Origin of the sequence: Amazonocrinis nigriterrae CENA67 (genome assembly GCF_016056305.1) — a bacterium.
Classification (GTDB): domain Bacteria; phylum Cyanobacteriota; class Cyanobacteriia; order Cyanobacteriales; family Nostocaceae; genus Amazonocrinis; species Amazonocrinis nigriterrae.
Window position 1 is genome coordinate 1865 of the sequence record NZ_JAECZC010000017.1, and the last position, 24651, is coordinate 26515.

The following is a 24651-nucleotide window of genomic DNA, read 5'->3' on the forward strand; positions in this document are numbered from 1 at the left end:
CCCCCCACTCCCCTACTCCCCATCCCCCCATCTCCCCTATCACTCGCCAGAATTTCTAGCAACCGCGTCTGCAATGGGCTAGAATCTTGGGCTTCGTCTTCAAAGACTGCGAAAACTTGGTTTTGCTCGATACGACGAGCGCTATCGTTTTCTAGGACGCGCAGGGCAGCTAAAATCATATCGTCGTAGTCGATAAAGTCACGCGATCGCATTAAATTTTGATATTGCTCGTACAATCCCGCTGCTACGCTCAAAATTGCATATTCGTCTGTGGTTTGTTTACTCCATTCCCGCAGTTTTTCTGGTGGTATTCCAGAACTTTTTGCTTCATGAATGACTGTAGTTGCCAATTCTGGCAATACTTCTGTCCGCAGTACCGATTGACGACGCAATCTTTCTGTTTCTTCGCCGTCAAATTGATAACCTTCTAATAAACGTAAATACCGCCCTGGATTGTTAGCAATCCATTGTTCTACAGCTGTGCGGATGAAACGATGGCTTTGACTTGGTGTAATTAATGTGACATTTTCTAACTGCAAACCCGACAAATCAGGGTGGCGGCTGGCAATGTTCAATGCCAAACCATGCAAGGTATACACAGCAAAGCCGGTTTGAGGTAAAGATAAATCCTCGCGTAAGTACTTACGGATCTTGGCTTTAATATTAGCAGCAGCGGAGCGAGTGAAAGTAACAACTACAATTTGACGACGAGAAGACGGGCGAAACTCAGGGGAATCATACTGACGGGCGATCGCGATCGCCGCCGCCGCCGCCATACCCGTAGATTTACCAGCCCCAGGAACAGCAGAAACAGCTAGTGGCCCAGATTGCCAGTCAGCCATTTGCTGTTGTCCAGGACGTAAACCATTGCGGATTTTGCTAATCTTCTCCCCCAGAGAAGAAACAGGCAATGGCTGAGATAATTTGGATTGGAGAGATTGTTGAGGCACGGTAGCGGTAAAATTAGCGTCTGACATAAATCGGTTATCAGTTATCAGTTATCAGTCATCATTGCTCACTGATAAATGTTCATTGTTTTAATAACTAAATAATGACAAATAAAAGACTTACTCTACATTATCTAGGTTTAGCTGGGGCGATGGCACTTGGTGCTGTTTTGCGCTTTTGGCATTTAGACTTAAAACCTCTGTGGATGGATGAGGTAATTACTGCCATTTTCAGCTTGGGGAAAAGTTACCATGATTTGCCTTTGAATTTGGTGTTTTCTCTTGATCGTATACAAGAAATTTTTACATTTAAATCTGGAGTTAGTTGCAATCAAATTGCCGAAAACATTGCAACTCAGTCTACACATCCGCCGCTATTTTTTTGCGGAATGTATAGTTGGTTGGGGCTAATGTTTCCTTTGGGGCCGGAGTGGGTAACGAAATTGCGATCGCTACCAGCTTTGTTTGGTGTGGGTGCGATCGCGGCAATTTATAGTCTCAATCGTCTTGCCTTTTCTAGAGTATCTGGAATCATCGCGGCATTTTTCATGGCCGTTTCGCCCTTTGCTGTTTACCTTTCCCAAGAAGCGCGGCATTATACCATGCCCATGCTACTGATCACTTTAGCCTTATTGGGGCTAATGCAAATTCAGCGGGATATTTTTGAGCGATCGCGCCTCAGAGTTGGGGTTTGGGTTTTATGGGCAATTATTAATAGTATAGGTTTGTATGTTCATTACTTTTTTGCTCTAGCTTTCATTGCTGAAATCGCCACACTACTTGTATTAATCTACTGGGGTAAAACAAAAATACTTAACAAAGGTCAAATCTGGCTTGCTTTAATTATCTCAGTCAGTGGCGTTGTAATTAGTTTTATTCCCTGGTTACTAGTTATATTCAGTCATTTTCAACGGTCTGAAACCAATTGGTTACCCCCTCCCAATCATATCGCACCTTTTTATCAAACTCTTCTTAGTTGGGTTTTAATGGTCATTGCTCTACCCGTAGAAAATCAGCCTTGGACAATTGCTATTATCTGCGGTTTTTTAATGTTGATTTTTGCTGTTTGGGCAGGATATCAAATATTCAAAGGTTTAAAAATTTTATGGTCACAATATACAACTAGTTTAGCAACCTTAACACTTTTGAGTTTTACTATTTTTGTATTGTTACAATTTTTTGCCATCGTCTATTTTTTAGGTAAAGATATTACCGTAGTTCCCCGCTACAGCTTTGTTTACTATCCTAGTTTTTGTGCCCTATTAGCAGCCAGTATTACCAAAAATTATCAGTCATCTGTCATCAGTCAACAGTCATCAATTAAATTTATACTTATTGGGTTTATTAGTTCTATTTTTGTAGTTTCTAATCTAGTCTTTCAAAAACCTTTCCAACCTGAACAAGTTGCCCAAAACATGAATTTAGAACCTTCTGTACCGCTGATGTTGGTGGTGTCATACAGCAGTTATCAGGATGTGGCATTGGGATTGAGTTTCGCCTTGGCATTAGAACAACTCAGGAATCAGCCCACGGTGGGGAAATTCCCAATTCCAAATGAAAATTTAAAAATTAATAATACTACTGATAAATATACGAGTTTCAACTCAGCTATTAACTTGGATAATTTTGCTGTTTTACAGAGATATCCTGATTTATCTACTTTCTGGAAAAAGTTTTCTGAACTATCTCCACCAACAACATCTCAGTTAAATTTATGGATAGTTGCTCCTGGATTGAGAAAACGCGACTATCCGCCACAAGTAGCTCTTGCCGGTCAAATTGCTTGCACTATAAACCCCAAACAGTACTACCGTATAGGTGTTCCCTATCAGCTTTACCGATGTACTAATGTTGGATTGCAGTGATTAATGAATGACAAAATTTTTTAAAACCCTGAAGTAATTGCAGATAAATATAAATTAATTCTCATATAATTTGAGTATTTTTAAAGTTATTAAACAAAAATTTTTGAATTATTAAAAATATTTATTAACACAAAATTGTTTGACCCATTCTTTACTACTAAACCTGTAGGTAAGGGTACTGGTTTAGGATTATATATTAGTTACCAGATTATAGTAGATAAACATCAGGGAACAATCAATTGTATCTCTGCACCTGGAAAGAGTGCAGAGTTTGTGATTGAGATTCTTATTAAGCAGAGATGACCGAATAATTCGTAATTAAGAATTTATTAATTTAGAGGGTTTTAATGATTATTCATCAATCTGCCAGGAATCTTTAGTTACTTCTTCGTCGAGGATTTTCTTAGGACGTACAATGATAATAATTCGTCCTAGTAGGGGAAGTTCTGGTTCAGTTTCAAACCACTGAAAATCTAATTCTCCACGGTTATCAACCACAAAGTAGCTAGAGATATCCCATTGCCTTTGTGCGCGATCTATAACTACTAGGACTGGTGTTTGTGGATTTTGTGATTGGTTGGGAAAGCGATCGCTATTTGCTAAAATCACCACTGGATCTTCTGCACTTAACAACACTTGCCAACCTGGTAATGGCACCCAAGCTTGCTCTCCGGCAAACTTAACTAACCGAAATGGTTGAATTTCTTCGATCAACGGTACACTTTGCAAGTCTTGTGGTGTTAATGGCATCTCACCCACCACAGGCACAATCCGAGGCAATTCCTCTTCAGACTCTAGTCTATAAAAGGGTAGAAGGGGAGCCGGACGCTTGGGAACAACAGTAAAATCCACAAGTAACTGTTCGATTTGTTTCCTAGCCGTTGGTGTGTGAGCAAAGCGCAACCCTTTGGCAATCAGGCGCGATCGCTCTTGCAAATCTGTATATTGCCGTGCTAATTTCCAAACTTGGTAAGCAACAGCATCCCCAGGATGAGCAGAAAATCCTTCTGGTAAGGTACGAAAATAAGAGAACTCCTTGACTGCTTTTGCCACTTCCCGCGCTTCAAGAGCATCGAGTTTCAGTTGGTAAATCAGTTCCGCAGCACTGGCGCGTTCATCTTGGCTAAGCAGGCGCAGTTCATATAAAATATCACTACCGCGTGTGGCGTAGTGCGATCGCGTTGCTTCTGATGCCCCGCCTTTTTCTAAAGAATTGTAAACTTGAGAACCAACAATCACCTGATTTTGTTGAATTGGTTCAAATCCCGTTGCTTCAAAAATTTCTTGTGGGTTGTAACCGGCTTTTTGCACAGAAGCGATCGCTATTCCCCATTCCACCCAGTTCCCTTGCTTTTGCCTGAGTTTTTGCAGCAACTCTTGTGCTGCTTCGTTAGCAATATTTTCGGGATTTTGAGCGTTAGGTGGTAAATCAGTCATAATCTGGAGTGGAAGCTACAACTTGAAACAGTGATTGAATTGGGAATTGGGAATTGGGGATTAAAAGAATTTTTTGCTAGTACCTAGTCCCCAGTCCCCAGTCCCCAGTACCCAGCTTATTGTAATCTTTTACAGCAGATTATCTCTAGACTCTACCGCTAAACAAAATTATGAGTTATGAATAATACACGCTCACTAGCTAGGAGTAAATAGATAAAATTCAAAGTTAAAGATTTAGAGTCTAAAGATGACAATAATAGGGTTTGGGATTTTGAGTTGCTGACCCCAACTTAAGTATTGAGATTTATTTGTAGCAAACTGACTTTAGCCCAGAAATTAGAGAGCAAAATCTTTCTTGAGGTATCTATTCAAGACAAGTTTTTGCTGCCTAGAGATACAACTGTAAATTTACGCAAATTTCAGCAGATATTCTCAACTGGGCTTGGTATGGAATATAACAAAATGGATAATCTTTAGAAGAATTGTCTTATGGAGAATACCCTTGTTGAAGTTCCTGCAAGTCGTCGTCAAGGGGCGACTCTAGAACGAAGCAAAAAGCTAAAAATATTGGTAGTAGATGATGAGCCAGATAATCTTGATCTGCTATACCGCACTTTTCGACGCGACTTTCATGTTCTAAAAGCCGATAGTGGAATTAATGCCTTAGATGTGTTGGCAGCAGAAGGAGAAGTGGCAGTAATCATCTCTGACCAACGAATGCCAGAAATGAAGGGAACTGAGTTTCTCAGCAAGACTGTACCCCAGTTTCCCGATACGGTAAGAATCATTCTCACCGGATTTACGGATATTGAAGACTTAGTGGAGGCGATTAATGCCGGACAAGTCTACAAATATATTACCAAGCCTTGGGATCCAGGTGAACTGAAGGCAGTGGTGCAAAGGGCTGCTGAGACTTACGACTTACTGAAGCAACGCACAGAAGAATTGCGACGCGCCAATGCCCAAATGGCCCTGCTGACTGTTTTAGTGCAGGTGACACAAGCATCTCAAAGTTTAGAAGCAAGCCTGGAACCAATTGCAACAGTTTTTAGCGACAGTTTTGCAGCAGATAGCTGTATTTTGCAGCTGTTGGAGAGCAATACACTGGCTGCAACTCAAGGGTCTTATAGTCAAGGAGGTATGGTCAAAAACTGGCTAGATCAAGATCCACTCACCAGTGAGGCAATTGCCACTGGGCAAATGCAAGTTGCTTTAAATGTAGCCAAAGAACCGAAACTCGCTGGTGTGAATCACTATCAAGATAGTGGTGTGCAAGCACATTTAGTGATTCCAATTACCTACCGGAATGATATGTTAGGGGTATTGTCACTTCAATGGCAACAACCCTGTTCTTTGCGAGAAGATGAATTAAACCTAATTCATTTATCAGCCCAACTAGTGGCGATCGCTCTTACCAGTAGCGGGTGTTATCAAGCAAAAATTTAGTCAAGAGTCCATAGTCTATAGTACAGTTCTATTGACTCTTGACTATAGACTATCGACTATTGACCAATGACTCAAGAAATTCGTGCCATTTTTGACCGTATTGCCCCAGTTTATGACCAGCTAAACAATTGGTTCAGTTTGGGTCAACACCATATATGGAAGGAAATGGCTATCAAATGGAGTGCTGCGAAACCAGGGGATACTTGCCTGGATTTGTGTTGCGGGAGTGGCGATTTAGCTTTGCGTTTAGCAAGGCGTGTGGGAAGCAAAGGTATTGTGTATGGTGTGGATTTCTCACCAAACCTGCTAGCAACTGCTAAAGAACGTTCCCAAAGGCAGTACCCCCAGCCTGCTATCTCCTGGATAGAAGCAGATGTGCTAAATTTGCCCTTTGAGGATAACCAATTCGATGCCGCCACAATGGGCTACGGTTTAAGAAATGTTACAGATATTCGCCGTAGTCTTCAAGAATTACACCGCGTCCTCAAGTCAGGTGCTAAGGCAGCTATTTTAGACTTTCATCGACCAGCCAATCCGCAAATCCGCGCTTTTCAGCAGTGGTACTTAGATAATATAGTTGTACCAATGGCGGAACGTATGGGTTTAAAGGAAGAATATGCTTACATTAGTCCCAGTCTCGACCGCTTCCCCACAGGGAAAGAGCAAGTCAAATTAGCCCGTGAAGTTGGTTTTGCATCAGCCACACACTATCCCCTTGTGAACGATATGATGGGAGTGCTGGTACTCAGCAAATTATGAGTTATGAGTTATGAGTTATGAATTAGGAGTAATAAATTTGTAATTTATGAGTAGTGATAAATTATTATTTATCATTTCTAACTTCTAACTCCCAACTCCTAACTTTCGACTGCAAACTTCCAATTCCTCATTTTTTTAATTTTTCCCTTGGATTGGTCTCATCTCTGGCTTTATATCTCTCCCCCAGTATTGGGTGGAATTATTGGCTATTTTACAAACGATATAGCCATCAAAATGTTATTTCGTCCTTACCGAGCAATTTATATCGGTGAACGAAGAGTACCATTCACTCCTGGATTGATTCCTCGCAACCAGGAACGACTGGCTAAGAAGATTTCTGATACAATTATGGGATCGCTGCTGACGCCGGATGAATTGCAAAATCTGGCGCGGCGCTTGTTGGAAACAGAACGGGTACAAGGAGCAATTCTTTGGTTATTGCAACTGGCAATTGAACAAGTCAAAGCAGATCAAAACGAGAAAAGTGTCAAAGTTGTCGCTGGAATTTTGCGTGATTTGTTAGGGGAATCATTGCCACGTTTGCTAAAAGTTTTAGCAAGGCGAGAAGACTTTTTAGAAGCGCAGATTAATCAAATTTTTGACCAAGTATTGCTGGAATTGCAGTTATCTGAAGAACAATCTACACGATTGGCTGATTGGCTATTACAGGTAGTTTTGCCACCAGATGTCTTGCGTCAGGCAATTATTGATTTTTTAACAGATCGCACGATTCAAATTGTTGATGAAAGCTTTCGGGAAAAAACTAGCGGTACTTATTGGGTTGTAGCTAATCTGTTCGGTTTACGTAATACTCTCACTAGGTTGCGGACTTTTTGCTTAGATGAAAAAGAAGCTACTAATCAGCGTTTGCAGGAATTGATTCAAGATTTACAATTGCGCGATCGCCTCAAGAAAATCCTACTAAATTTATCACTGCAAAACTTACCAATTGGCACAGTACGCCAACTACGAAAGACTACACGGGAAACTGTGCGCCATTATATTCAAACCAGTGGTAGCGATTTATTAGAAGGATTAACTGACTCTGTGAATTGGGAAAATATTGCTTCTTTGCTACTTAATCGTCTGAGTGCTTCACCTGTTGTCAGTTCTTCTTTAGAAGTTGTGAGTCAAGAGTTAGCCTTGATTTTAGAACGCTATTTAGAGAAAGATTTAGAAGCAATTGTGGCGCAGGTAATTCCGATTTTGTCCATAGATCAGGTGATTGTTAACCGTGTGAAGTCAACTTCACCCGCTGATTTAGAAGCTGCAATTGAGGGAATTGTCAAAGATGAATTGCAGGCGATCGTCACTTTGGGTGGTATTTTGGGTTTTATCGTCGGCTTATTTCAAACAGGATTTTTATTTTTTAATAGTTTGTGATATGTAGCAATAAATTATCTGTAAGTTTTAGTAGCGATCGCTTTGGTTAAAAAATATCATGTCCGTTGAACAACTAATGTCGGTCTTGAACCGAGATATGGCTACAAAGCTGCAAGAGGACAACTGTTTAACCGGACATGATACAAAAGGTGGTTGACAGAAAATTTAATAATGTGGATTTACCGTTAACTTCAATAAGTAGCCATTGCAAGAGACGAGATCCAGGTAGCATGGAAGCCGTAAGGAACGCGCTGAGGCATAATTACCCGCGCTACAGGTTCAGATGTGAAGTTTTGGGCATCAATAACTAGTAACTCAGACTGCTTGGCTACCGCATCCCAGACCATCGTCAGTAACCAACCATCATCCTCAGCAGCAGCACCAGGTCGAGGTGCAAACGCACTATCACCGCCAAAGCGTCCCCGTCCAAATTCATGCACTTGGGAGCTACCAGTTTCCAAATCATACTTAATCAAACCATCTAGTAATAGTCTGGGTCTCATGTAGGTAGCCTGCCGTGAAGCGTACATATAACGTGTTTTCCGACCCGTGAAATCATCGTTGATCCGAGGAAATTCTGTGGCAACATCATCCAAAGCCTCTTCTTTGACGACACCCGTCGCTAGGTTAATGCGATAGCGATACAGCCGGAATTGTTCAAACTCAGTTTCCCCACCTTCACCTTTGTCTTCTTGAGGAATAAACAGATAGGTATCGGGTGTTCGGGTAGCAAAGAGTACCACCTCGTCACCTTCTTCCCAAGCATTACCCACATGGTAGAGCATACAGGCAGAAACCTCAAACCAGCGGATTGTCCGATTATCGCCATTGCGCGGTAGGATGCCAATACGGCTGGGGTTTTGAGGCTCAAACTTAATGGGTAGCTGACCTTGCATGATTCGCATCGGTTTGAAAGTCAGCGGCATATCTAGGAAAATGGTGTAGTGTTCAGTAATGGCAAAATCATGCATCATCACCGGGGCTGGTATGTCAATAGGCACGGTTCGCTTTAATTCCCCTTCTTTTGAAACGACGCTATATTCCAGGTAAGGCGGAGCAATGGGTGCGAAGCCGAACACAATCATTTCACCCGTCACCGGGTCAACTTTTGGATGCGCTGTAAAGGTAGAAGCTAGTTTGTTGTTAAAGGTATATACACCAACAGTTTCTAAATCTGGAAGCTGGATTTCATAGGGTGCGCCAGCTTCCCAAAGAGCCAACAATTTACCAGCGTGGAATACACATGAAGTATTGGCGGTATTCTTCATCATCAAGCCGTAGGGTGTGTCAAACCTTGGCAGGTTCAGCAGCCCAGGCCAAATTGCTTTGCCTTGAGTTTGCTCGACTTTAAACCCATCTGTGCGGATGTAGCGGTTGCGGTACTTAGCTTTGCCATTGCTAATCTCTACAGAGTGGAGCATTCCATCTCCATCTAACCAGTGATGGAGTCCAATGGGCTTAAATTGCGGATTGGGGCCGTTGCGGAGAAACATCCCCTCTAGTTCTTTGGGCAGTTCGCCTTCTACTGTCAAGTTGTCCGCAGTGATTTGTTTGTTTACTGGGGCGAAGTTGTCAGTTAAATAGAGCTTCGCCATATCGTCCGCGAGAATTTTGGTACTTGCAGTGGTACTGAAGCGACTTATGATTTGATAGGGAACGCGAGCATAATAGCCAGTCCCCATTGCTGTTTGACTAACTATTGATGAGCGCTCCATCTGTAGTACGTTAGCCAGGAATTTGCTATCGAGCATCATGCTCATAAATCGGCGCTGTAGAGTCAGTTGGCGACTTTGGGCGTTCGCTACATCTGTGGTTGCAAGCTCTGCTAAAAGTTCCTTTTCCTGGCTATCCAATGCACCATCGCTGTACATTAGCGAGTTAAGGGCTTCATACAACTCCTGAAAATCTTTGTCTGAACTATTATTTCCTAAATAGGCTTGTAACCAGCCATAACATTCTTCAGGCTGTACTGGCTTATCTACCGATAACAAGGATTGAATCTCCGGATCATCAGCCAGTCCTTTCTCGTTTACCATCCGTTGCAAAAATACTTGTTCTCCTGGTTCAAGTACCCCATCAATCCAGGCAATACCGATGAGAAGTTTTAATAACTGCTTATTATCTTTTGAAGACCTTTCTTTATTTGCAAGTAAGGTAGCTTTGGGAATTGCAACATCAAAATGTTCATGATTCTTTGCATTGCTACGAATTTTATTCTCGCTGCTATACAAAATTTCCCTCATGTCAGGCGTTTTGACCACAATATATAAATCAGCATTGCCTTCAAATTTCTCAAATTTGCCTTGAAAATCTGCTTGGGAGTAAGTAATTTCAAAGGTTCCATCGATATTGGTCTTCACTTGTCCTAACTTATCGTTCTTAACAACATCCTTGTCAAAGGCTTCGATAATGAGGTTAGGAATACCATTACCACTTTCGGCTTCGTAAATTCGTCCACTAACTTTAAAAGACATTAGATTCTGCATTATGATTAGAAAATATGATAAGATTTTTGATTTTTCTGAATATTTTCATAATCATGACGAAGATGCAAGGACAGTTAAGACAGTTAAGTAACTTTTTTATAAAATCTTAAGAAATTTACAGTTGCTTTATATTCACTACATAAATCAACGTGAGTTCGACGGATATAAAAAACCCCGCTTCCATTCCTCTTTCCCCCAATCCCCAGAGGGGGCCCCGAGTCCCCCATAGGGAGAGAGGCTTTGAAACCCTGATTTTTCCGTTGAAAACGCGGAATATTTCTGCCCCTCTCCGCGTCGGAGAGGGGTTGGGGAGAGGTTCATCGAACTCACGTTAAATCAGTAGACCAAAAAGTTCTGCGAAGCACGAAGCTCGCTGAAGGTATCGCTCTATGATGGATATATGCATATTTTTGCTAATAAATAGTATTATTTAATATTTATTAATAATTTTGAGAAATTTAAGATAAGTAAAACTAACAAATTAAGATAACAAGCAATGTCAGCAGTGCTTTAATATTAAAAAGATTTTTTAATCCTAGACCGCGCAATTTGTCAGGGCGTACATATGTACGCCCTGACTGTCAATATTGTACTGGCACCTTAGAAGCTTCTAAATTCGCCACTAATTTGACATTAAATTCTGCTTCAAATACTCCTTTTTTATAATCTAAACTCCACATTTCTAAGGCACAATCATCATCAGGATGAGATGGAGAAATGAGCAAATTAACCTGCTGAAACTGTGGGTAATACTCACACTCTACTCTGGCGATCGCTCCAATTTGTCGCCTATCCAAAGCAACTGCCAACCTCAAAATACTACTCAATTGGCTGACTATTTGGCGATGCTTTTTACTCAGCAAATTCCGATAGTTTTCATGCTTTTTCTTTGGCGGTGATTTGCGATGATAACGCGCTAAATTGGCAATGATTTCTATCTCAGTTTCGTTGTAGCCAAGTAATTCACCATTGCGAATTAAGTAGTAGGAGTGTTTGTGGTGAGAAGAATGGCTGACATAGTGACCACAATTATGTAGCATCGCAGCTGCCCACAACAATTGCCGCTCATTGACTCCCCAGTGGTGTAATAGACCTTGAGTTTGGTCAAATAAACTTAAGGCAAATGCTGCCACGCGATCGCTGTACTCTAATTTAATGTGGTACTTATCCGCGTGTTTGAGAACACTCCGCTGGCGTACTGAACTTTGATAGCGCAGTTTGTCTTCAATTAAACCGTGGGCTAGCATCCAGTCTACAATCACGCCTTCTCTGAGGGAACGCCCACAGGCTGTGACTGACTCCACACCCAACAAAGTCATGGCTTCTTGTAAAATAACTGCACCAGCCAATATCACTTCAGCCCGCTTTTCTGGCATCCCAGGTATGGCAGCCCTTTCTGAATTAGACAATTTCCGCAAGCGATTTACCCACTCCCGCACGTCTTTAAGACTCAACTCGTAGCCATTTAGGGTGGAAGGGACTGAACCAGAATTATCCCGTGCCTGAATTAGGGCTAAAGTTTCAATGGTGCCAGAAGTACCAATCAACCGTGGCGATTCACCAAACTGGGTATTTGCTAGCACCTCTTCTACAGAACGTTCCAACATACCGCGCGCATAAGCTTGCAAGTACTGAAACTCACTATTACTGATGGGGTCGGTCTTGATTAACTCGCTGGTGAGTCGCACTGCACCAATTTTGGTACTGGTGAGAGTACGCGGTTCATGACTATCTCCCAAAATGATTTCTGTAGAACCGCCACCAATATCGATAATCATCTGGGGCTGGTTGTTAAATTCCATCCCCGACAGCACACCTAAGTAAATTCGTCGCGCTTCTTCTTGACCAGAAATCAAGTCAACGCTTAAATTCAACTCGGTTTCTATTTGGTGCAAAAAATCTTTACCATTGGGGGCTTCCCGCACAGCACTAGTTGCCACAGCGATTATTGTTTCAGCGTCGAAAGTTTTGGCAACTTCTTGGAAGCGTCCGAGGGTAGCGATCGCTTTTGCAATTATCTCTGGTTTCAGTTCCCCAGTGGTGATATCGCGATCGCCCAGCCTCACAGTTTCTTTTTCCCTGGCGATAATGCTAAAAGATGGTAAAGTCGGGTCAATCTTTACCACTACCATGTGCAGAGAATTTGTACCCAAATCAATGGCAGCAATAATCCGGTGTTGCTTAACTGATTGAGTGCTAAGACTCTCCCAGTCAGCTGAAACTAAAGCATTTAGCATCTAGTTTTCTCTCTGTTAAGGAAGGATGGTCAGGCTGAAGGCTGAAGTATGAAGTCAAGGTTTTAGTCTTTATCCTTTACACTTCAGACTTCTTTAGTTAAAGGTGGTGTGTGGGAGTAGATGACACTGCTATTTACTGCAACACACTTGCTATGATGTTGCCCTTCGGTCTAGGCAAACTTAGCTAAGTATATTCACTCTGCTGCTTATAACTTTAGTGACTCTTTAAGCTTATTTTAAGTCGTCACTTCAGGTTATGTTTTTACAAATATCAAATAAAGTTATTCTATAGATGTAAAGTTGTGTTAAATCATCTATCTAAAGTTATTTGTTTCTTTATATGTTGAGTATGCCAGAACGCAACCAAGAACCAGTGTGGCTTGTGATTATCCGACTTCTGCGGTGGCATAAACCAGAAGGGCGGTTAATCTTGATGATTCCTGCACTTTGGGCTGTGTTTTTGGCAGCCGATGGCAAACCGCCTTTACCTTTGGTAGGTGTAATTGTCTTGGGTACTCTGGCTACAAGTGCGGCTGGTTGTGTGGTCAATGATTTGTGGGATAGGGATATTGACCCACAAGTTGAGAGAACACGCGATCGCCCCCTGGCTGCTCGCGCTCTTTCCATAAAAGTTGGTATTGTGGTTGGTATAATAGCGCTATCATGTGCAGCGGTTCTCGCTTTTTATCTTAACCCACTCAGCTTTTGGTTATCTGTAGCAGCCGTGCCTGTAATCTTGCTTTATCCGGGTGCAAAGCGGGTGTTTCCAGTACCGCAGCTAGTTTTATCAATAGCTTGGGGTTTTGCTGTGTTGATTAGCTGGAGTGCAGTTACAAAAACCCTTTCTCAACCGACTTGGCTACTTTGGGGTGCAACTGTACTGTGGACATTGGGATTTGATACAGTTTACGCTTTGAGCGATCGCGAAGATGATCGGCGCATTGGCGTTAATTCTAGTGCTTTATTTTTTGGTAAATACGCCCCCACAGCAATTGGAATTTTCTTTGCTGGCACAATTTTATTATTAGCTTGGTTAGGTATTTCGATTCACCTCCAGCTTGCTTTTTGGATTAGCTTGGCAATTGCCACTATCGGCTGGGGTTGGCAGTATTGGCGATTAAACAAAAAAGACTTACCTAACTCTGCTTATGGTGAGATGTTCCGGCAAAATGTGTGGATTGGTTTTATTGTACTTGCTGGGATGATTGCTGGCTCTTTGTAAATCAAGCTTTGGCGACTAGAAGTCGCGCGATTTCTAATCGCCCTAGGTGCTGGTCTATAAAGAGGAATAAGTGTTAATTAGTGTTTTTCAATTCACACTAATTTTACAATTGCCCCGTATTTACCCTGGGTTTACAAAGTTTTTATCAAAATATCTTGAAGTACCTCCGCAATACTACGAAATTAGATTAGTAGTTGAGTATATGACTATGTAATTTAGACGTACTCAACACCATGAAGCGATCGCCTCTTGTCAAAGTCGCCATGATAGTTTTACTTTCCCTTGGCAGTGTTGGTATTGTCGGAGGAAGTTTTTTTCTCAGAAAAGCTTTTAGTAGTACCAGTGAACCAGGAATCATAACTGATACATTACGTTACAGTGAAATCCGTAATCAACTCTGGGCTAATAATGACGAAGTAAAATACTTTCCTAATGAGATTTCTGCTGACGCTAAAAGCGCCCGCATTGCTTATTATCCCGGCTTCTTGCAAGGAGGTAGTTATTTTCAGTTGCGGCTAAAACAATCACCAGAAAAGATACAAAAATTACTTACACAATACAGAAAGCTTGCTAAACATAAATATATAGGTGGTGACACAAACGACCATGCCAACCTACCCAATGGTGTACCGACAACTTTCTTTTATACTAGTGACTCTGGAACGGAATCTTTTCCACCCACCTATGAAATATTAGTATTAAATGCACAAGATAGAGGCAGCCCTGGTTTTAAGTGGAATCACGGTGATAGCTACGGCGTAGCCATTGATAGCGCAGCCTCAGAAATTGTTTATTGGGCTGAGAGGTGGTAAGTAGGAATTAAAAATTGAAAATTAAAAATTAAAAATTAGAAATTAATCTTCATGAGGAAAACTGTTATTGGGGTGATGGGGCCTGGAGAAAAGGCTACAGAAGGTGATTTGCAAAATGCTTATGAATTAGGTCAATTCATCGCCCAACAAGGGTGGATATTATTGACTGGTGGTAGGAATGTGGGGGTAATGGATGCAGCAAGTAAGGGTGCAAAATCTGACAATGGTTTAACTATTGGCATTCTTCCCAACAGTGATCAACATGGTATTTCTGAAGCAGTAGATATTGCAATTTTCACAGACATGGGGAACGCTCGCAATAATATTAATGTTCTCTCCAGTGATGTGGTGATTGCTTGTGGTATAGGTGCAGGAACAGCTTCAGAAATTGCCTTGGCTTTAAAAGCAAAAAAGCAAGTAATCTTGTTGACTGACGATGTAGAAAGCAAAAGTTTCTTTCAAAGCCTGTCGCCAGAAAATGTTTATATTGTCGAGAGTGTAGTGGATGCGATCGCTATTGTCAAAGCAATTTTGAGAAGTAAAAGTTTGTAGTAGAGGCAATTCATCAATTGCCTCTAAGACTTTGTTTGAAAAGTTTAATTTATTACTTGCCTTGGCGACTGAAAAAAGCTTGATTTTTCGTTCTTTACCGAGGATATTAAAGCCCCTCTCCGCGTCGGAGAGGGGTTGGGGAGAGGTTCATCGAACTCACGTTAAGGTATATTTATTTAAGTCCAATTTACCACAACTAATATTGCTCTTTCACCGCTAAATGCACACCCCTGGCTGGTGCAAATACCAAACCACGACGAACAGGTAAAAGAGGACGAGAATCCAAAAGTTGTAGCGAGTAGCGTGATAAAATAGTTGCTAAAACCAACTTCATTTCAAACATGGCAAAAGCCATACCAATACAGCGACGATTACCACCTCCAAAAGGTAAAAATTCATATGGAGAAAATTGACGTTCTAAAAAGCGTTCTGGTCTAAACTGATTAGGTTCTGGGTAGATATCGGGACGATGGTGTGTCAAATAAATGCAAACAGATAAGTACGTTCCTTTTGGTAAATCGTAGCCGAAAAATTGCATATCATCTCGCAGAATTCTCGGCAAACTAAAGAAAGCAACTGGATAAATGCGTAGAGTTTCTGAACAGACGGCATTCAAATAAGGTAGTTGAGCAATTGTTGTGGGATTCGCATTCTTGATATCAATAGAGTTGAGTTCTTGCAAAAGTTTTTCACGGACTTCTGGTATATAGTGAATCCAATATAAAGCCCAAGCAAGAGCGATCGCTGTAGTTTCATGCCCAGCAAATAGCATAGTCATTAACTCATCGCGCAACTCAACATCAGTCATTGGTTGACCTTGTTCATCACGAGATGACATTAACAAGCTGAGGATATCTTCACCTTCCAATTCAGCTTTAATTCGACGTTCATGAATTTCTTGATAAACTAGTTCATCAAGCCGCTGTCTTTGGCGTAGAAAATTGCCCCAAGGACTCCAAGCACCTAAATCTTGTTGTAGGAAATTGAAAAAAAGTAGACTAGATTTCCAAGGAGAATCAAAACTATCCAACATGGCAGTTAAAACTTGCCTGATTTGTTGGTAACGTTCACCTTGTTTTAAACCAAAAACAGTTTTTAAAATTACTTGCAGGGAAATATTTTGCATCTGGGGACGGGCGACAAATTCCTGCCCAATAGTCCACTGATTAATAACTTCTTGTGTAATTTCACAGATGGTTTGCCCGTAAGCCCGCATCCGTTCACCATGAAACGTCGGCATCAAAAGTTTACGCTGTTGCATGTGGCGATCGCCATCTAGCACTATAACTGAATTTGGCCCTACAAAAGGTTCGATCAGTCGGTTTCCGGAACCAGAATCAAACAACTTTGAATCAGCCGTAAAAATTTCCTGAATGGCTTGGGGACTACTAATAATGATTTGACGAGGTAAGGTACTAAAGTTGGAAATAAATATGTCCCCATAACGCTCACGGGCGCTTTCTAATGCCTTTATTGGTCGCCATATACCCCTCAATGTTTGGATTAATTTAGGTGCATGGGAGCCATTTGGCAGTTTAAAATGGGTTTCATGTGAAGAATTTCTTGGAAACGTAATCATTACTAATTCTCCTAATATTAACAACACCAATTCGCAATTCGCTGCTTTTAGCAATTAGTAATTAAAAAAATCAGATTGTATCTAAGTTTCAAGGTTTAAATTTATTGCCGAATTTTAGAGAATTGGTATGACTTAAGTTAAGCTTGCTGGCTGGCTTGCGCGACGGTAAAATTAATTTCCTGACCATAGGAAATTTCCAGGGTATGACCATCAGGATCTTGTATAAAAGCCCAGTAACCAACAGGATGACCCCAATCATTTGGCCCTTCTAGCAGCACAGCCTCTGATTGCGCCTCATGGCAAAGACGATCAACTTCCTCACGGGTTTTACAAGCGACACCAAGATGAGATGCGGGTAAGAGTTTGCCTTGTACTTTAGGCACTTGAATCAGCACAATCACGAATGGTCGAGTTAAATCACTAATCCAAACAACATCTAATTGGGTTGTGGGATCTGTGCGACGATGTACAACTTTCATTTCAGCATACTTCGCATAAAACGAAATGCTTTGATCGATGTCGCTAACCTCAAGTGCAACGTGGGTAAAACCAAAATCAGACATTAGAAGGTTCCTTTATTGTCGATAAACACAAGGGTAGGATACCGTAGCGATCGCGTAATTCTTGAACTGGCACATCGACCACTTCCCAGAAGTTCCAATTATCTGAAAGGTCTACTTTGCAAGCTGCTCCTCTTTGTAAGGCGTGCATAATTAATTGAATGTCAAACACTCCCATATCGGCATCTGCAATGGGAGTGATTTGAATTCCCCAATGAAAATGTAAGATGACAAACAGCAAAAATACAAAGCCATCGTCGCCAATAGACTTCTTGCAGAAGTGGGGAAAAGGGTAAGGGGTAAAGGGGAAAGGGCAAATAAAAACCCTTTTCCCTTTAACCTTTCCCCTTTCCCCCCTCTTGCAAAAGTTACTTTTGCAAGAGGTCTAATGAAACCAGCTTGAAACGCTGCTTGCTGCATCTGTCCTTGTGGTTCAGTATTGTAGCCTGACAGAATATGACCAAAATCATGAAAAACCATGCGTTCGGGAATGCCGCCAGCCTCACCAGGGAAGCTAAAGTGGCGTTGGGTGCAGTGTTCCCAAAAGACACGTCCCAAAGTTCCCTCTGGTAATAGCCCTAATTGGCGATACTTCCATGCTATCTCTGAATCTTCACCCTGATTTAAAAAAGGAGCTAGCAATTTTTTGATGCCAATAATTCCCTCTTGTTGATCAGTACCACTCATAAATTTGCCCATAAACCCCCGCATCATGTCCATGTGTGCTAACAGCTTGTATTCGTTTACCGCTTTGTGTAGCATTCGTAAATCTTGCTCATTGACACAAAGCGCATCCGCAAGCGATCGCAATTTCTTCTGCTGAGTAGGTGTAATCTCACTATCTACTAGTTCACCACGCAAATTTTGACAGGTGAAGGCCGGGGAAAGGGAAAGAAATTAAAAACATGCGCCCCTTTTTCCCTTACCCTTTCCCCCGCCTGCCAAAAAGATTTTGACAGGCTACTACCATTGCCATCTGTAATATCAATTCCCGAAAAAAATGAAACAAATGTGTAGGTTGGGTTGAACAAAGTGAAACCCAACAATGGCATGATTTTGGGGTGTTGGGTTTCGTTCCTCAACCCAACCTACATCTACTAAGCATGGGAGATGAGGGAGATGAGGGGGATGAGGGAGTAAAAGATAGCAAGTTTGAGGCTTTGAAGCTGAAGTTTGAGGCTTTGAAGCTGAAGTTTGAGGCTTTGAGGTTGAAGTTTGAGGCTTTGAGGCTGAAGCTTGAGGCTTTGAGGCTGAAGCTTGAGGCTTTGAGGCTGAAGTTTGAGGCTTTGAGGTTGAAGTTTGAGGCTTTGAGGCTGAAGCTTGAGGCTTTGAGGTTGAAGTTTGAGGCTTTGAGGTTGAAGTTAGAAGTTCTATGTCTCTTTCATCCTCATTGTTTGTAGATTGATATCTTACAATTGCCCCATTTCCCGCCAAGAAATTTATTTTTTGGCTAATAGCTAAACGATGATAGCAATATTAATAATTACCAAAAAGGGGAAAACAAAAAGGGGAAGGGGAAGGAAATTAAAGTTAAAACTTTTCCTCACATGGTATGAAGCCCCTATTTTTAAATATGGGGTTCTCTTCCCCTTTACCCCTTCCCCTTCCCCTTCTTCATGACAAATTCTTTGGTAGAGATGCTTCAAAACCCCATCTCTACGATAAATAGTCTATTTCTCACTCTCAGTTTGTTGCAATGGTAGGGGTAATTCTAATTCTGTTGCCATAGTAAGTGCTTGGGGCAGAATTTCCCGTGCTGAATTGCTGAGATATTGCCCATCGTTGACAGGTGGTACAACCTTCATCCGGTGATAGATACTGTAAAAGCGGTGAGTTTGTTGAGTTTGCTGACGTTCTTGGATGCTTTCATTGGCAATTTTCTTACGCAACTTCACAATTGCATCCATAATTGCCTCTGGTCTGGGTGGACATCCCGGCAAATATACATCAACTGGAATTAACTTATCTACGCCTCGAACAGCTGAGGGAGAATCTGCACTGAACATACCTCCCGTAATTGTACAAGCTCCCATTGCAATGACATACTTCGGTTCTCCCATTTGTTCATAAAGACGCACCAACGTAGGCGCGTACTTCATGGTGATTGTACCTGCGGTGATTAACAAATCTGCTTGCCTAGGTGTAGCACGGGGAAACATCCCAAATCTTTCTAGGTCGAAACGTGACCCAATCATGCCAGCAAACTCAACAAAACAGCAAGCTGTGCCAAAAAATAGGGGATACAAACTAGACATTTTCGCCCAGTTGTAAAGGTCATCTACCGTTGTGAGAATGACATTTTCAGAAAGTTGTTGCGTAACTTGGGGGCGCTCAACTGGATTGATAATAGAACTTGTCATAGATTTAAGTTTCCTAAACTTTCAAGATGTCATGAATTCTTCTTTGTGTCTTAGTGTCTTTGTGGTTAAAATGAACCACCAAGGCACAAAGACACGAAGGTGAACTGATGATGTGCTTTAGCTTTATTAAAGTTTCTGATGACTGTCTCAAATGCACCAGTAAAGATAAAGGTGTTAAGGTGCTAACTTAACGTGAGTCTTTAACGGAGGCGCACGTTAAGCAAGTAAACCGAGGCGCTTACCGTTGTAGCGAGCCATACGAATCAGATGTTGACGGGTTGTATCGTCGATACTAAAGATATGGCAAAAGTCAGTAATTGTCTGAGCATGGAGTCCAATTAATTTACTACGCAATCTGTTGAACTGCCGTTGGTCTAGATGATTGCAAATTAAAATAATAAATGGTGCAAACATAATAATTATTCCTGTTTTATAAGTTGTAATTGCAGCGATTGATTTATTGCTGACAGTTTTAGTTTGTCTTTTCCTCTCAATCTGCACCAGTCAATATAAAGGTCTTAAAGGGCTAACTTAAGTTTTGTTAAGTTAAAGTTAGTCTTGGTCAATATCCAAGCACATGGGAATGTTTCTAAATCTAGACATTGAGGGAAACAGCGATCGCTTAAGTTGTATAAAAGAGTTAAAACCAGTAAAATGCTGTTCAACTTGGCGTTAACCTTGTAATCTGATGGAATTGCCCAAGCAAAGACGCAGGCGCGGTGTTATTCTTAGCCTCCCAGGATTTCATAAGCTACAGGAGGCTAGGTATCAAGCGGAAATTCTAGAAAATGATGGAGCTAGATTTACTCTAGAAGAATTAAGTTATCGTACTCAATTAGCTCCTTTTACAGTTTCCAAAATTCTGGCGCGAGAAGAAGGAGTAGATAAACAAAGCCTTGAGTACTTCTTCAGAGCTTTTGCATTAGATTTAACACCAAGCGATTTTGTTAGAGCAGGGGAGCAGGGGAGCGGGGGAGCAGGGGAGCAGAGGAGCAGGGGAGCAGGGGAGAATGTTTCTAACTCGTCACTCCTAACTCCTAACTCCCCACTCAGCACTCCCCACTCAGCACTTAGCACTCAGTACTCAGCACTCTACGCCGACTGGGGTGAAGCTGTTGATGTCTCGATTTTTTTTGGACGTACAGATGAAGTTAGCAAGTTAGAGTATTGGATTATCAATGATCATTGCCGACTTGTGGCGCTGTTGGGGATGGGGGGAATTGGTAAGACTTCTCTATCGGTGAAACTAGCACAGCAAATTCAGGAGGAGTTTGAGTTTGTGGTATGGCGGAGTCTCCGCAACAGTCCGCCTTTGGGAGAACTGCTAGCCAACTTGCTTCAGTGCTTTGCTCAGGGAGAACCGATTAAATTATCGGAGAATATCGGCGATCTGATTGGGCAATTCATGGCACATTTGCGATCGCACCGTTGCCTGATCATCCTAGATAATGCAGAATCAATTCTAGCTAGTGGCGATCAATCTGGACATTACCAAACTGGATATGAAGACTACGGACAACTGCTCAAACAGATAGGAGAAACAACTCATACTAGCTGTGTGGTGTTGACGAGTCGAGAAAAACCCCAGGAAATAGCAGCTTTAGAAGGAGAAAATCTACCAGTCCGTTCATGGTATCTCACAGGTTTAAGTGCGATCGCTGCTTTAGAATTAGTCAAAACTAAAAGCTTCTTCTGCGGCGATGATACCGATTGGCAAAACTTAATTGAACATTACGCAGGCAATCCCCTAGCACTCAAGATTATTGCTACCACAATTCAAGAGTTATTTGATGGCAATATCGCTGAATTTTTCGCCCACGGTTCTACTGTTTTTGGTAGTATTTACGACTTAATAAATCAGCAGTTTCATAGACTTTCAGCACTCGAAAAAGACCTGATGTACTGGCTAGCAATTAATCGAGAGCCAGTAAATTTGGTAGAACTACGTGCTGATTTAGTTTTACCTGTTTCATCCATGAAACTATTAGAGGCGTTAGATTCCCTCGGTAGGCGAAGTTTAATTGAAAAAAAATCAATTCCCCAAGCTTCTGTGCATTTCACTCTTCAACCTGTAGTCATGGAATATGTCACAGACCAAATGATACAGCAGGTGTGTACAGAAATTCTAGAAAATATAGAGATAAATTCTATTTTCAACAGTCATGCTTTAATTAAAGCTACTGCCAAAGATTACATCAGGATTGCACAAACTAAGCTTATTCTGCAACCTGTTATTGAACACTTGCAGCAAAAGCTGCGAACCAAACAAGCAATTGAAACTCAACTCACGCAGATTTTACAAAATTTACAACAACAATCTTTCGCCAGATGCCAACAGGACAACAGAGGACAGAATGAGATTTCCCAAAAAATAACTCCAAGTAGGGTAGCACAGCTGTGCTACCCTACAAACTTTCAATTAGAACCGGGATATGCAGGTGGCAACATTCTCAATTTACTCTCTCACCTGCAAACAGATTTAACAGGCTATGATTTCTCTTGCCTGACAATTTGGCAAGCATATCTTCAAGATACTCCTTTGCGGAAAGTTAATTTTGCCCATGCTGATTTATCCAAAACTGTATTTGCGAAAACATTCTCCACAGTAATATCTACAGCATTTAGTCCAGATGGTAAAACTTTAGCAACTGGGCATTTCAACGGTTATTTTCGGCTATGGGATGTCACCAGCGGTCAAGAGTTACTTGACTGTCAAGCACATATAGGTATGCTTTGGTGTGTTACTTTCAGTCCAGATGGCAGCAACTTGGCAACTGTGGGGCAAGATGAAACGATAAAGCTTTGGGATGTCACAACCGGACAATGTTTGAAAAATCTGCAAGATAGCAACGGTGGGGTTGTCTGCGTGAAATTTACCCATGACGGTAATACATTAGTTAGCAGCAGCACAGACTCCAGCATTAAGCTTTGGGATATTAGCTTAGGAAAATGTACCAAAGTATTGCGAGGGCATAGTAGCAAAGTTTGGTCTGTGGCGTTGAGTCCCCAAGGTGACATCCTCGCCAGTGCAGGGGAGGATAACACAATCAAGCTTTGGGATCTGGCAACAGGTTCCTGTATAAATACACTACAAGGACATACTGACTGGCTCAAGTCCATAGCCTTTAGTTCATCAGGAGTGCTAGCCAGTGGCAGTTTGGATAAAACAATTAGACTGTGGGATATTGAGCAAGGCCTTTGTGTGGGCGTTCTAGAAGGACATTTAAATGGGATACTAGCGATCGCATTTGTTAATGACAGCATCGTTGCTAGCTGTAGCATAGATTGCACAATTCGACTTTGGGATATTGCCACACAGCAATGTCTCAAAACCCTGCAAGGACATAGTAATTCCATTGATGCGATCGCAGCCAACCCCCAAGGAACGTTGTTAGCTAGCGGTGGTGATGACTTTTCCCTAAAACTGTGGGATATCTTCACCGGCGAGTGCTTGAGAACATTCAAAGGCAGAAATAACTGGATTAAATCTGTAGTTTCTACTTCGATTTTGCCTAATTCACTCACTCAAACAGGCATTGACGGTCTGATTGTCAGTGGTAATGAAGACCGCAGTGTCAGGTTATGGACACCGGACGGCGAATGTCGTAGTTTGTACGGTCATGCAGATATAATTTTTGACGTAGACTTGACTCGTGATGGTCGTACAGTAGCCAGTGCCAGTGCTGACACAACCATTAAGTTGTGGGATGTGACAACAGGTCAGTGTATAAAAAGCTTACACGGGCATCAAGGAACAGTAACCGGAATAGCTTTTAGTCCCGATGGTCGTTTATTGGCAAGCAGCAGCTATGACAGCACAATTAAACTTTGGGACAGGTTCACAGGACAGTTGGTAGATACTTTTCCAGTACATCTAGGGATGTCAATAGCCTTCAGTCCAGACGGCAAAAAGCTAGTATCTGGCGGTTTTGACAACACAGTCAGGATTTGGGACATCACAACGCGGCAGTGTTATCAAACCTTGACAGGACATATGAATTGGGCCTGGTGGGTAGCTTTTAGTCCCGATGGTAGCAAACTCGCCACTGGTAGCAGTATCGAGCAGATAGTGAGACTTTGGCATGTAGAAACAGGAGAGTGTCTGCATATTCTCTCTGGACATCAAGATATGATTTGGGCGATCGCTTTTAGTCCAGATGGCAGTACTCTTGCCAGTAGCAGCTGTGACGGCACCATCAAACTCTGGGATGTGGCAAATGGTGACTGCATTGCCACCCTGGAAGGACATAATACCTGGGTCATGAGTGTCACCTTTAGCCCAGAAGGTCAACACCTAATTGCTGGAGATGGGTATGCCGCCATTAAAATTTGGCATATAGAAACAAAAAAATGCCTTACCACCCTCAAAGCAGAGCAAATTTATGAAGATATGAATATTTACGGCGTTACAGGTTTGACCGAAGCGCAAAAATCGAACTTACTAAGTCTTGGTGCAGTTGCAGCAGGGGAGATGAGGGGGATGAGGGAGATGAGGGAGATGAGGGAGATGAGGGAGATGAAGGAGATGAGGGAGTAATAACTAATGCCCAATGCCCCATGCCCCATGCCCCATGCCCAATGCCCCATTCCCCAACCTATTGCAAACCATTAAACTTCATTGCGAATTAAGAAGTCTGGCAAAACTACATGATAATTTTTGATGGTGTGAAGAAATAGCAATAGTAAAGGAGAACACAGTGGCAATGGAATCAAACTTCTTAACAAGCGCAGTTGCAGCAAATGAAGATTTCAGCGAGTATGTTGCCCATTTGCAGCTTCACATGACTTTACAAGCTCGCAATCTGGTTCCACCCCTGAAGCAGACACTTGAAGATAGCCGCCAACAATTGCTTCATCAGACCCAAGCCAACTTTGAAAAACAAATTTCTCGCCAAGGGCTATAGAATATACAAATTTTAATTAAAATTCAAATAAAATAAAAGCAGATCTTGTTGTATCACCAACAATGGTGTACTCATCAAATCTGCTTTTTCTAACTTTTTCAG

20 protein-coding genes and 1 pseudogene are annotated in these 24651 nt (G+C 41.8%); 11 read left to right on the forward strand and 10 right to left on the reverse strand.

Annotation, left to right across the window (positions count from 1 at the left end):
• The coding region (locus I8748_RS11770) for a UvrD-helicase domain-containing protein (protein WP_198124768.1) at positions 1-977 on the reverse strand (977 nt) is incomplete at its 3' end.
• A 74-nt stretch (positions 978-1051) separates the two neighbouring features.
• Between I8748_RS11770 and I8748_RS11775 the strand changes: the two genes are divergently transcribed.
• Complete coding sequence (locus tag I8748_RS11775) at positions 1052-2812, forward strand: glycosyltransferase family 39 protein (protein WP_198124769.1); 1761 nt, start codon at positions 1052-1054, stop codon at positions 2810-2812.
• Between the two features lie 123 nt (positions 2813-2935).
• Positions 2936-3115 (forward strand): annotated as a pseudogene (locus tag I8748_RS11780) (ATP-binding protein); the annotation flags it as partial.
• Positions 3116-3163: 48 nt separating this feature from the next.
• On the opposite strand, the gene I8748_RS11785 reads toward I8748_RS11780, so the two are convergent.
• The gene (locus I8748_RS11785) at positions 3164-4249 is read right to left on the reverse strand and encodes a RuBisCO accumulation factor 1 (RefSeq protein WP_198124770.1); all 1086 of its coding nucleotides are present in this window, start codon (positions 4247-4249) and stop codon (positions 3164-3166) included.
• 489 nt (positions 4250-4738) lie between these two features.
• On the opposite strand from I8748_RS11785, the gene I8748_RS11790 reads away from it, so the two are divergent.
• The 3 genes from I8748_RS11790 to I8748_RS11800 all read left to right on the forward strand — a co-directional run bounded on the left by I8748_RS11790 (position 4739) and on the right by I8748_RS11800 (position 7837).
• Entirely contained in the window at positions 4739-5695 is a 957-nt protein-coding gene (locus I8748_RS11790) for a response regulator (protein WP_198124771.1), read from the forward strand.
• 66 nt (positions 5696-5761) lie between these two features.
• Positions 5762-6454 carry a bifunctional demethylmenaquinone methyltransferase/2-methoxy-6-polyprenyl-1,4-benzoquinol methylase UbiE gene (gene ubiE / locus I8748_RS11795; protein ID WP_198124772.1) on the forward strand — a complete coding sequence of 231 codons (693 nt, stop codon included), beginning with the start codon at positions 5762-5764 and terminating at the stop codon, positions 6452-6454.
• A gap of 147 nt (positions 6455-6601) precedes the next feature.
• Positions 6602-7837, forward strand: coding sequence for a DUF445 domain-containing protein (locus I8748_RS11800; protein WP_198124773.1), 1236 nt, complete (start codon positions 6602-6604; stop codon positions 7835-7837).
• A gap of 191 nt (positions 7838-8028) precedes the next feature.
• On the opposite strand, the gene I8748_RS36045 is transcribed toward I8748_RS11800, so the two are convergent.
• Both I8748_RS36045 and I8748_RS11810 read right to left on the reverse strand, forming a co-directional pair.
• Positions 8029-10311: a carotenoid oxygenase family protein gene (locus I8748_RS36045; protein ID WP_198124774.1), complete on the reverse strand. Its 2283-nt coding sequence runs from the start codon at positions 10309-10311 to the stop codon at positions 8029-8031.
• A gap of 593 nt (positions 10312-10904) precedes the next feature.
• A complete protein-coding gene (locus I8748_RS11810; protein ID WP_198124775.1) occupies positions 10905-12560 on the reverse strand; it encodes a Ppx/GppA phosphatase family protein in 1656 nt (551 codons plus the stop codon).
• A 340-nt stretch (positions 12561-12900) separates the two neighbouring features.
• Between I8748_RS11810 and I8748_RS11815 the strand changes: the two genes are divergently transcribed.
• The 3 genes from I8748_RS11815 (at position 12901) to I8748_RS11825 (ending at position 15146) form a co-directional block, all read left to right on the forward strand.
• Positions 12901-13782 carry a 4-hydroxybenzoate solanesyltransferase gene (locus I8748_RS11815; protein WP_198124776.1) on the forward strand — a complete coding sequence of 294 codons (882 nt, stop codon included), beginning with the start codon at positions 12901-12903 and terminating at the stop codon, positions 13780-13782.
• 233 nt (positions 13783-14015) lie between these two features.
• A complete protein-coding gene (locus I8748_RS11820; protein WP_198124777.1) occupies positions 14016-14594 on the forward strand; it encodes a hypothetical protein in 579 nt (192 codons plus the stop codon).
• Between the two features lie 51 nt (positions 14595-14645).
• On the forward strand, positions 14646-15146 hold the full coding sequence (locus I8748_RS11825) for a TIGR00725 family protein (RefSeq protein ID WP_198124778.1): 501 nt from the start codon (positions 14646-14648) through the stop codon (positions 15144-15146).
• 196 nt (positions 15147-15342) lie between these two features.
• Here the strand turns inward: I8748_RS11825 and I8748_RS11830 are convergent, their stop codons facing one another.
• From I8748_RS11830 to I8748_RS11845, 4 genes are all read right to left on the reverse strand, one after another.
• Complete coding sequence (locus I8748_RS11830) at positions 15343-16725, reverse strand: cytochrome P450 (protein WP_198124779.1); 1383 nt, start codon at positions 16723-16725, stop codon at positions 15343-15345.
• Between the two features lie 137 nt (positions 16726-16862).
• Positions 16863-17288, reverse strand: a complete 426-nt coding sequence (locus tag I8748_RS11835; protein ID WP_198124780.1) for a VOC family protein — start codon at positions 17286-17288, stop codon at positions 16863-16865.
• Positions 17281-17436, reverse strand: coding sequence for a hypothetical protein (locus tag I8748_RS11840; protein WP_214662524.1), 156 nt, complete (start codon positions 17434-17436; stop codon positions 17281-17283). Before I8748_RS11840 ends, I8748_RS11835 begins: the two co-directional genes overlap by 8 nt.
• Before the next feature lie 2 nt (positions 17437-17438).
• The gene (locus I8748_RS11845; RefSeq protein WP_198124782.1) at positions 17439-18146 is read right to left on the reverse strand and encodes a hypothetical protein; all 708 of its coding nucleotides are present in this window, start codon (positions 18144-18146) and stop codon (positions 17439-17441) included.
• Positions 18147-18388: 242 nt separating this feature from the next.
• On the opposite strand from I8748_RS11845, the gene I8748_RS11850 reads away from it, so the two are divergent.
• Positions 18389-18685: a hypothetical protein gene (locus I8748_RS11850; RefSeq protein ID WP_225896388.1), complete on the forward strand. Its 297-nt coding sequence runs from the start codon at positions 18389-18391 to the stop codon at positions 18683-18685.
• A gap of 270 nt (positions 18686-18955) precedes the next feature.
• Here I8748_RS11850 and nuoB read toward each other — a convergent pair whose 3' ends face one another.
• Positions 18956-19645 carry an NADH-quinone oxidoreductase subunit NuoB gene (gene nuoB / locus I8748_RS11855; RefSeq protein WP_198124783.1) on the reverse strand — a complete coding sequence of 230 codons (690 nt, stop codon included), beginning with the start codon at positions 19643-19645 and terminating at the stop codon, positions 18956-18958.
• Between the two features lie 216 nt (positions 19646-19861).
• A complete protein-coding gene (pgr5, locus tag I8748_RS11860; RefSeq protein WP_198124784.1) occupies positions 19862-20059 on the reverse strand; it encodes a cyclic electron transport protein PGR5 in 198 nt (65 codons plus the stop codon).
• A gap of 274 nt (positions 20060-20333) precedes the next feature.
• Here pgr5 and I8748_RS11865 point away from each other — a divergent pair, with 274 nt between their 5' ends.
• Together I8748_RS11865 and I8748_RS11870 are read left to right on the forward strand one after the other, a co-directional pair.
• The gene (locus tag I8748_RS11865) at positions 20334-24182 is read left to right on the forward strand and encodes a WD40 domain-containing protein (RefSeq protein WP_198124785.1); all 3849 of its coding nucleotides are present in this window, start codon (positions 20334-20336) and stop codon (positions 24180-24182) included.
• 166 nt (positions 24183-24348) lie between these two features.
• A complete protein-coding gene (locus I8748_RS11870) occupies positions 24349-24549 on the forward strand; it encodes a hypothetical protein (RefSeq protein ID WP_096556305.1) in 201 nt (66 codons plus the stop codon).
• The last annotated feature ends 102 nt before the right edge of the window (positions 24550-24651 follow it).

Coding starts and splice junctions, on each gene's coding strand:
- pgr5 (WP_198124784.1), bottom strand. CDS start 20,059: ATGTTTGCACCATTTATTATTTTAATTTGCAATCATCTAGACCAACGG.
- I8748_RS11865 (WP_198124785.1), top strand. CDS start 20,334: ATGGAATTGCCCAAGCAAAGACGCAGGCGCGGTGTTATTCTTAGCCTC.
- I8748_RS11835 (WP_198124780.1), bottom strand. CDS start 17,288: ATGTCTGATTTTGGTTTTACCCACGTTGCACTTGAGGTTAGCGACATC.
- I8748_RS11790 (WP_198124771.1), top strand. CDS start 4,739: ATGGAGAATACCCTTGTTGAAGTTCCTGCAAGTCGTCGTCAAGGGGCG.
- I8748_RS11830 (WP_198124779.1), bottom strand. CDS start 16,725: ATGATTACGTTTCCAAGAAATTCTTCACATGAAACCCATTTTAAACTG.
- I8748_RS11825 (WP_198124778.1), top strand. CDS start 14,646: ATGAGGAAAACTGTTATTGGGGTGATGGGGCCTGGAGAAAAGGCTACA.
- I8748_RS11775 (WP_198124769.1), top strand. CDS start 1,052: ATGACAAATAAAAGACTTACTCTACATTATCTAGGTTTAGCTGGGGCG.
- I8748_RS11850 (WP_225896388.1), top strand. CDS start 18,389: ATGGGAGATGAGGGAGATGAGGGGGATGAGGGAGTAAAAGATAGCAAG.
- ubiE (WP_198124772.1), top strand. CDS start 5,762: ATGACTCAAGAAATTCGTGCCATTTTTGACCGTATTGCCCCAGTTTAT.
- I8748_RS36045 (WP_198124774.1), bottom strand. CDS start 10,311: ATGTCTTTTAAAGTTAGTGGACGAATTTACGAAGCCGAAAGTGGTAAT.
- I8748_RS11870 (WP_096556305.1), top strand. CDS start 24,349: ATGGAATCAAACTTCTTAACAAGCGCAGTTGCAGCAAATGAAGATTTC.
- I8748_RS11785 (WP_198124770.1), bottom strand. CDS start 4,249: ATGACTGATTTACCACCTAACGCTCAAAATCCCGAAAATATTGCTAAC.
- I8748_RS11810 (WP_198124775.1), bottom strand. CDS start 12,560: ATGCTAAATGCTTTAGTTTCAGCTGACTGGGAGAGTCTTAGCACTCAA.
- I8748_RS11840 (WP_214662524.1), bottom strand. CDS start 17,436: ATGCACGCCTTACAAAGAGGAGCAGCTTGCAAAGTAGACCTTTCAGAT.
- nuoB (WP_198124783.1), bottom strand. CDS start 19,645: ATGACAAGTTCTATTATCAATCCAGTTGAGCGCCCCCAAGTTACGCAA.
- I8748_RS11815 (WP_198124776.1), top strand. CDS start 12,901: ATGTTGAGTATGCCAGAACGCAACCAAGAACCAGTGTGGCTTGTGATT.
- I8748_RS11820 (WP_198124777.1), top strand. CDS start 14,016: ATGAAGCGATCGCCTCTTGTCAAAGTCGCCATGATAGTTTTACTTTCC.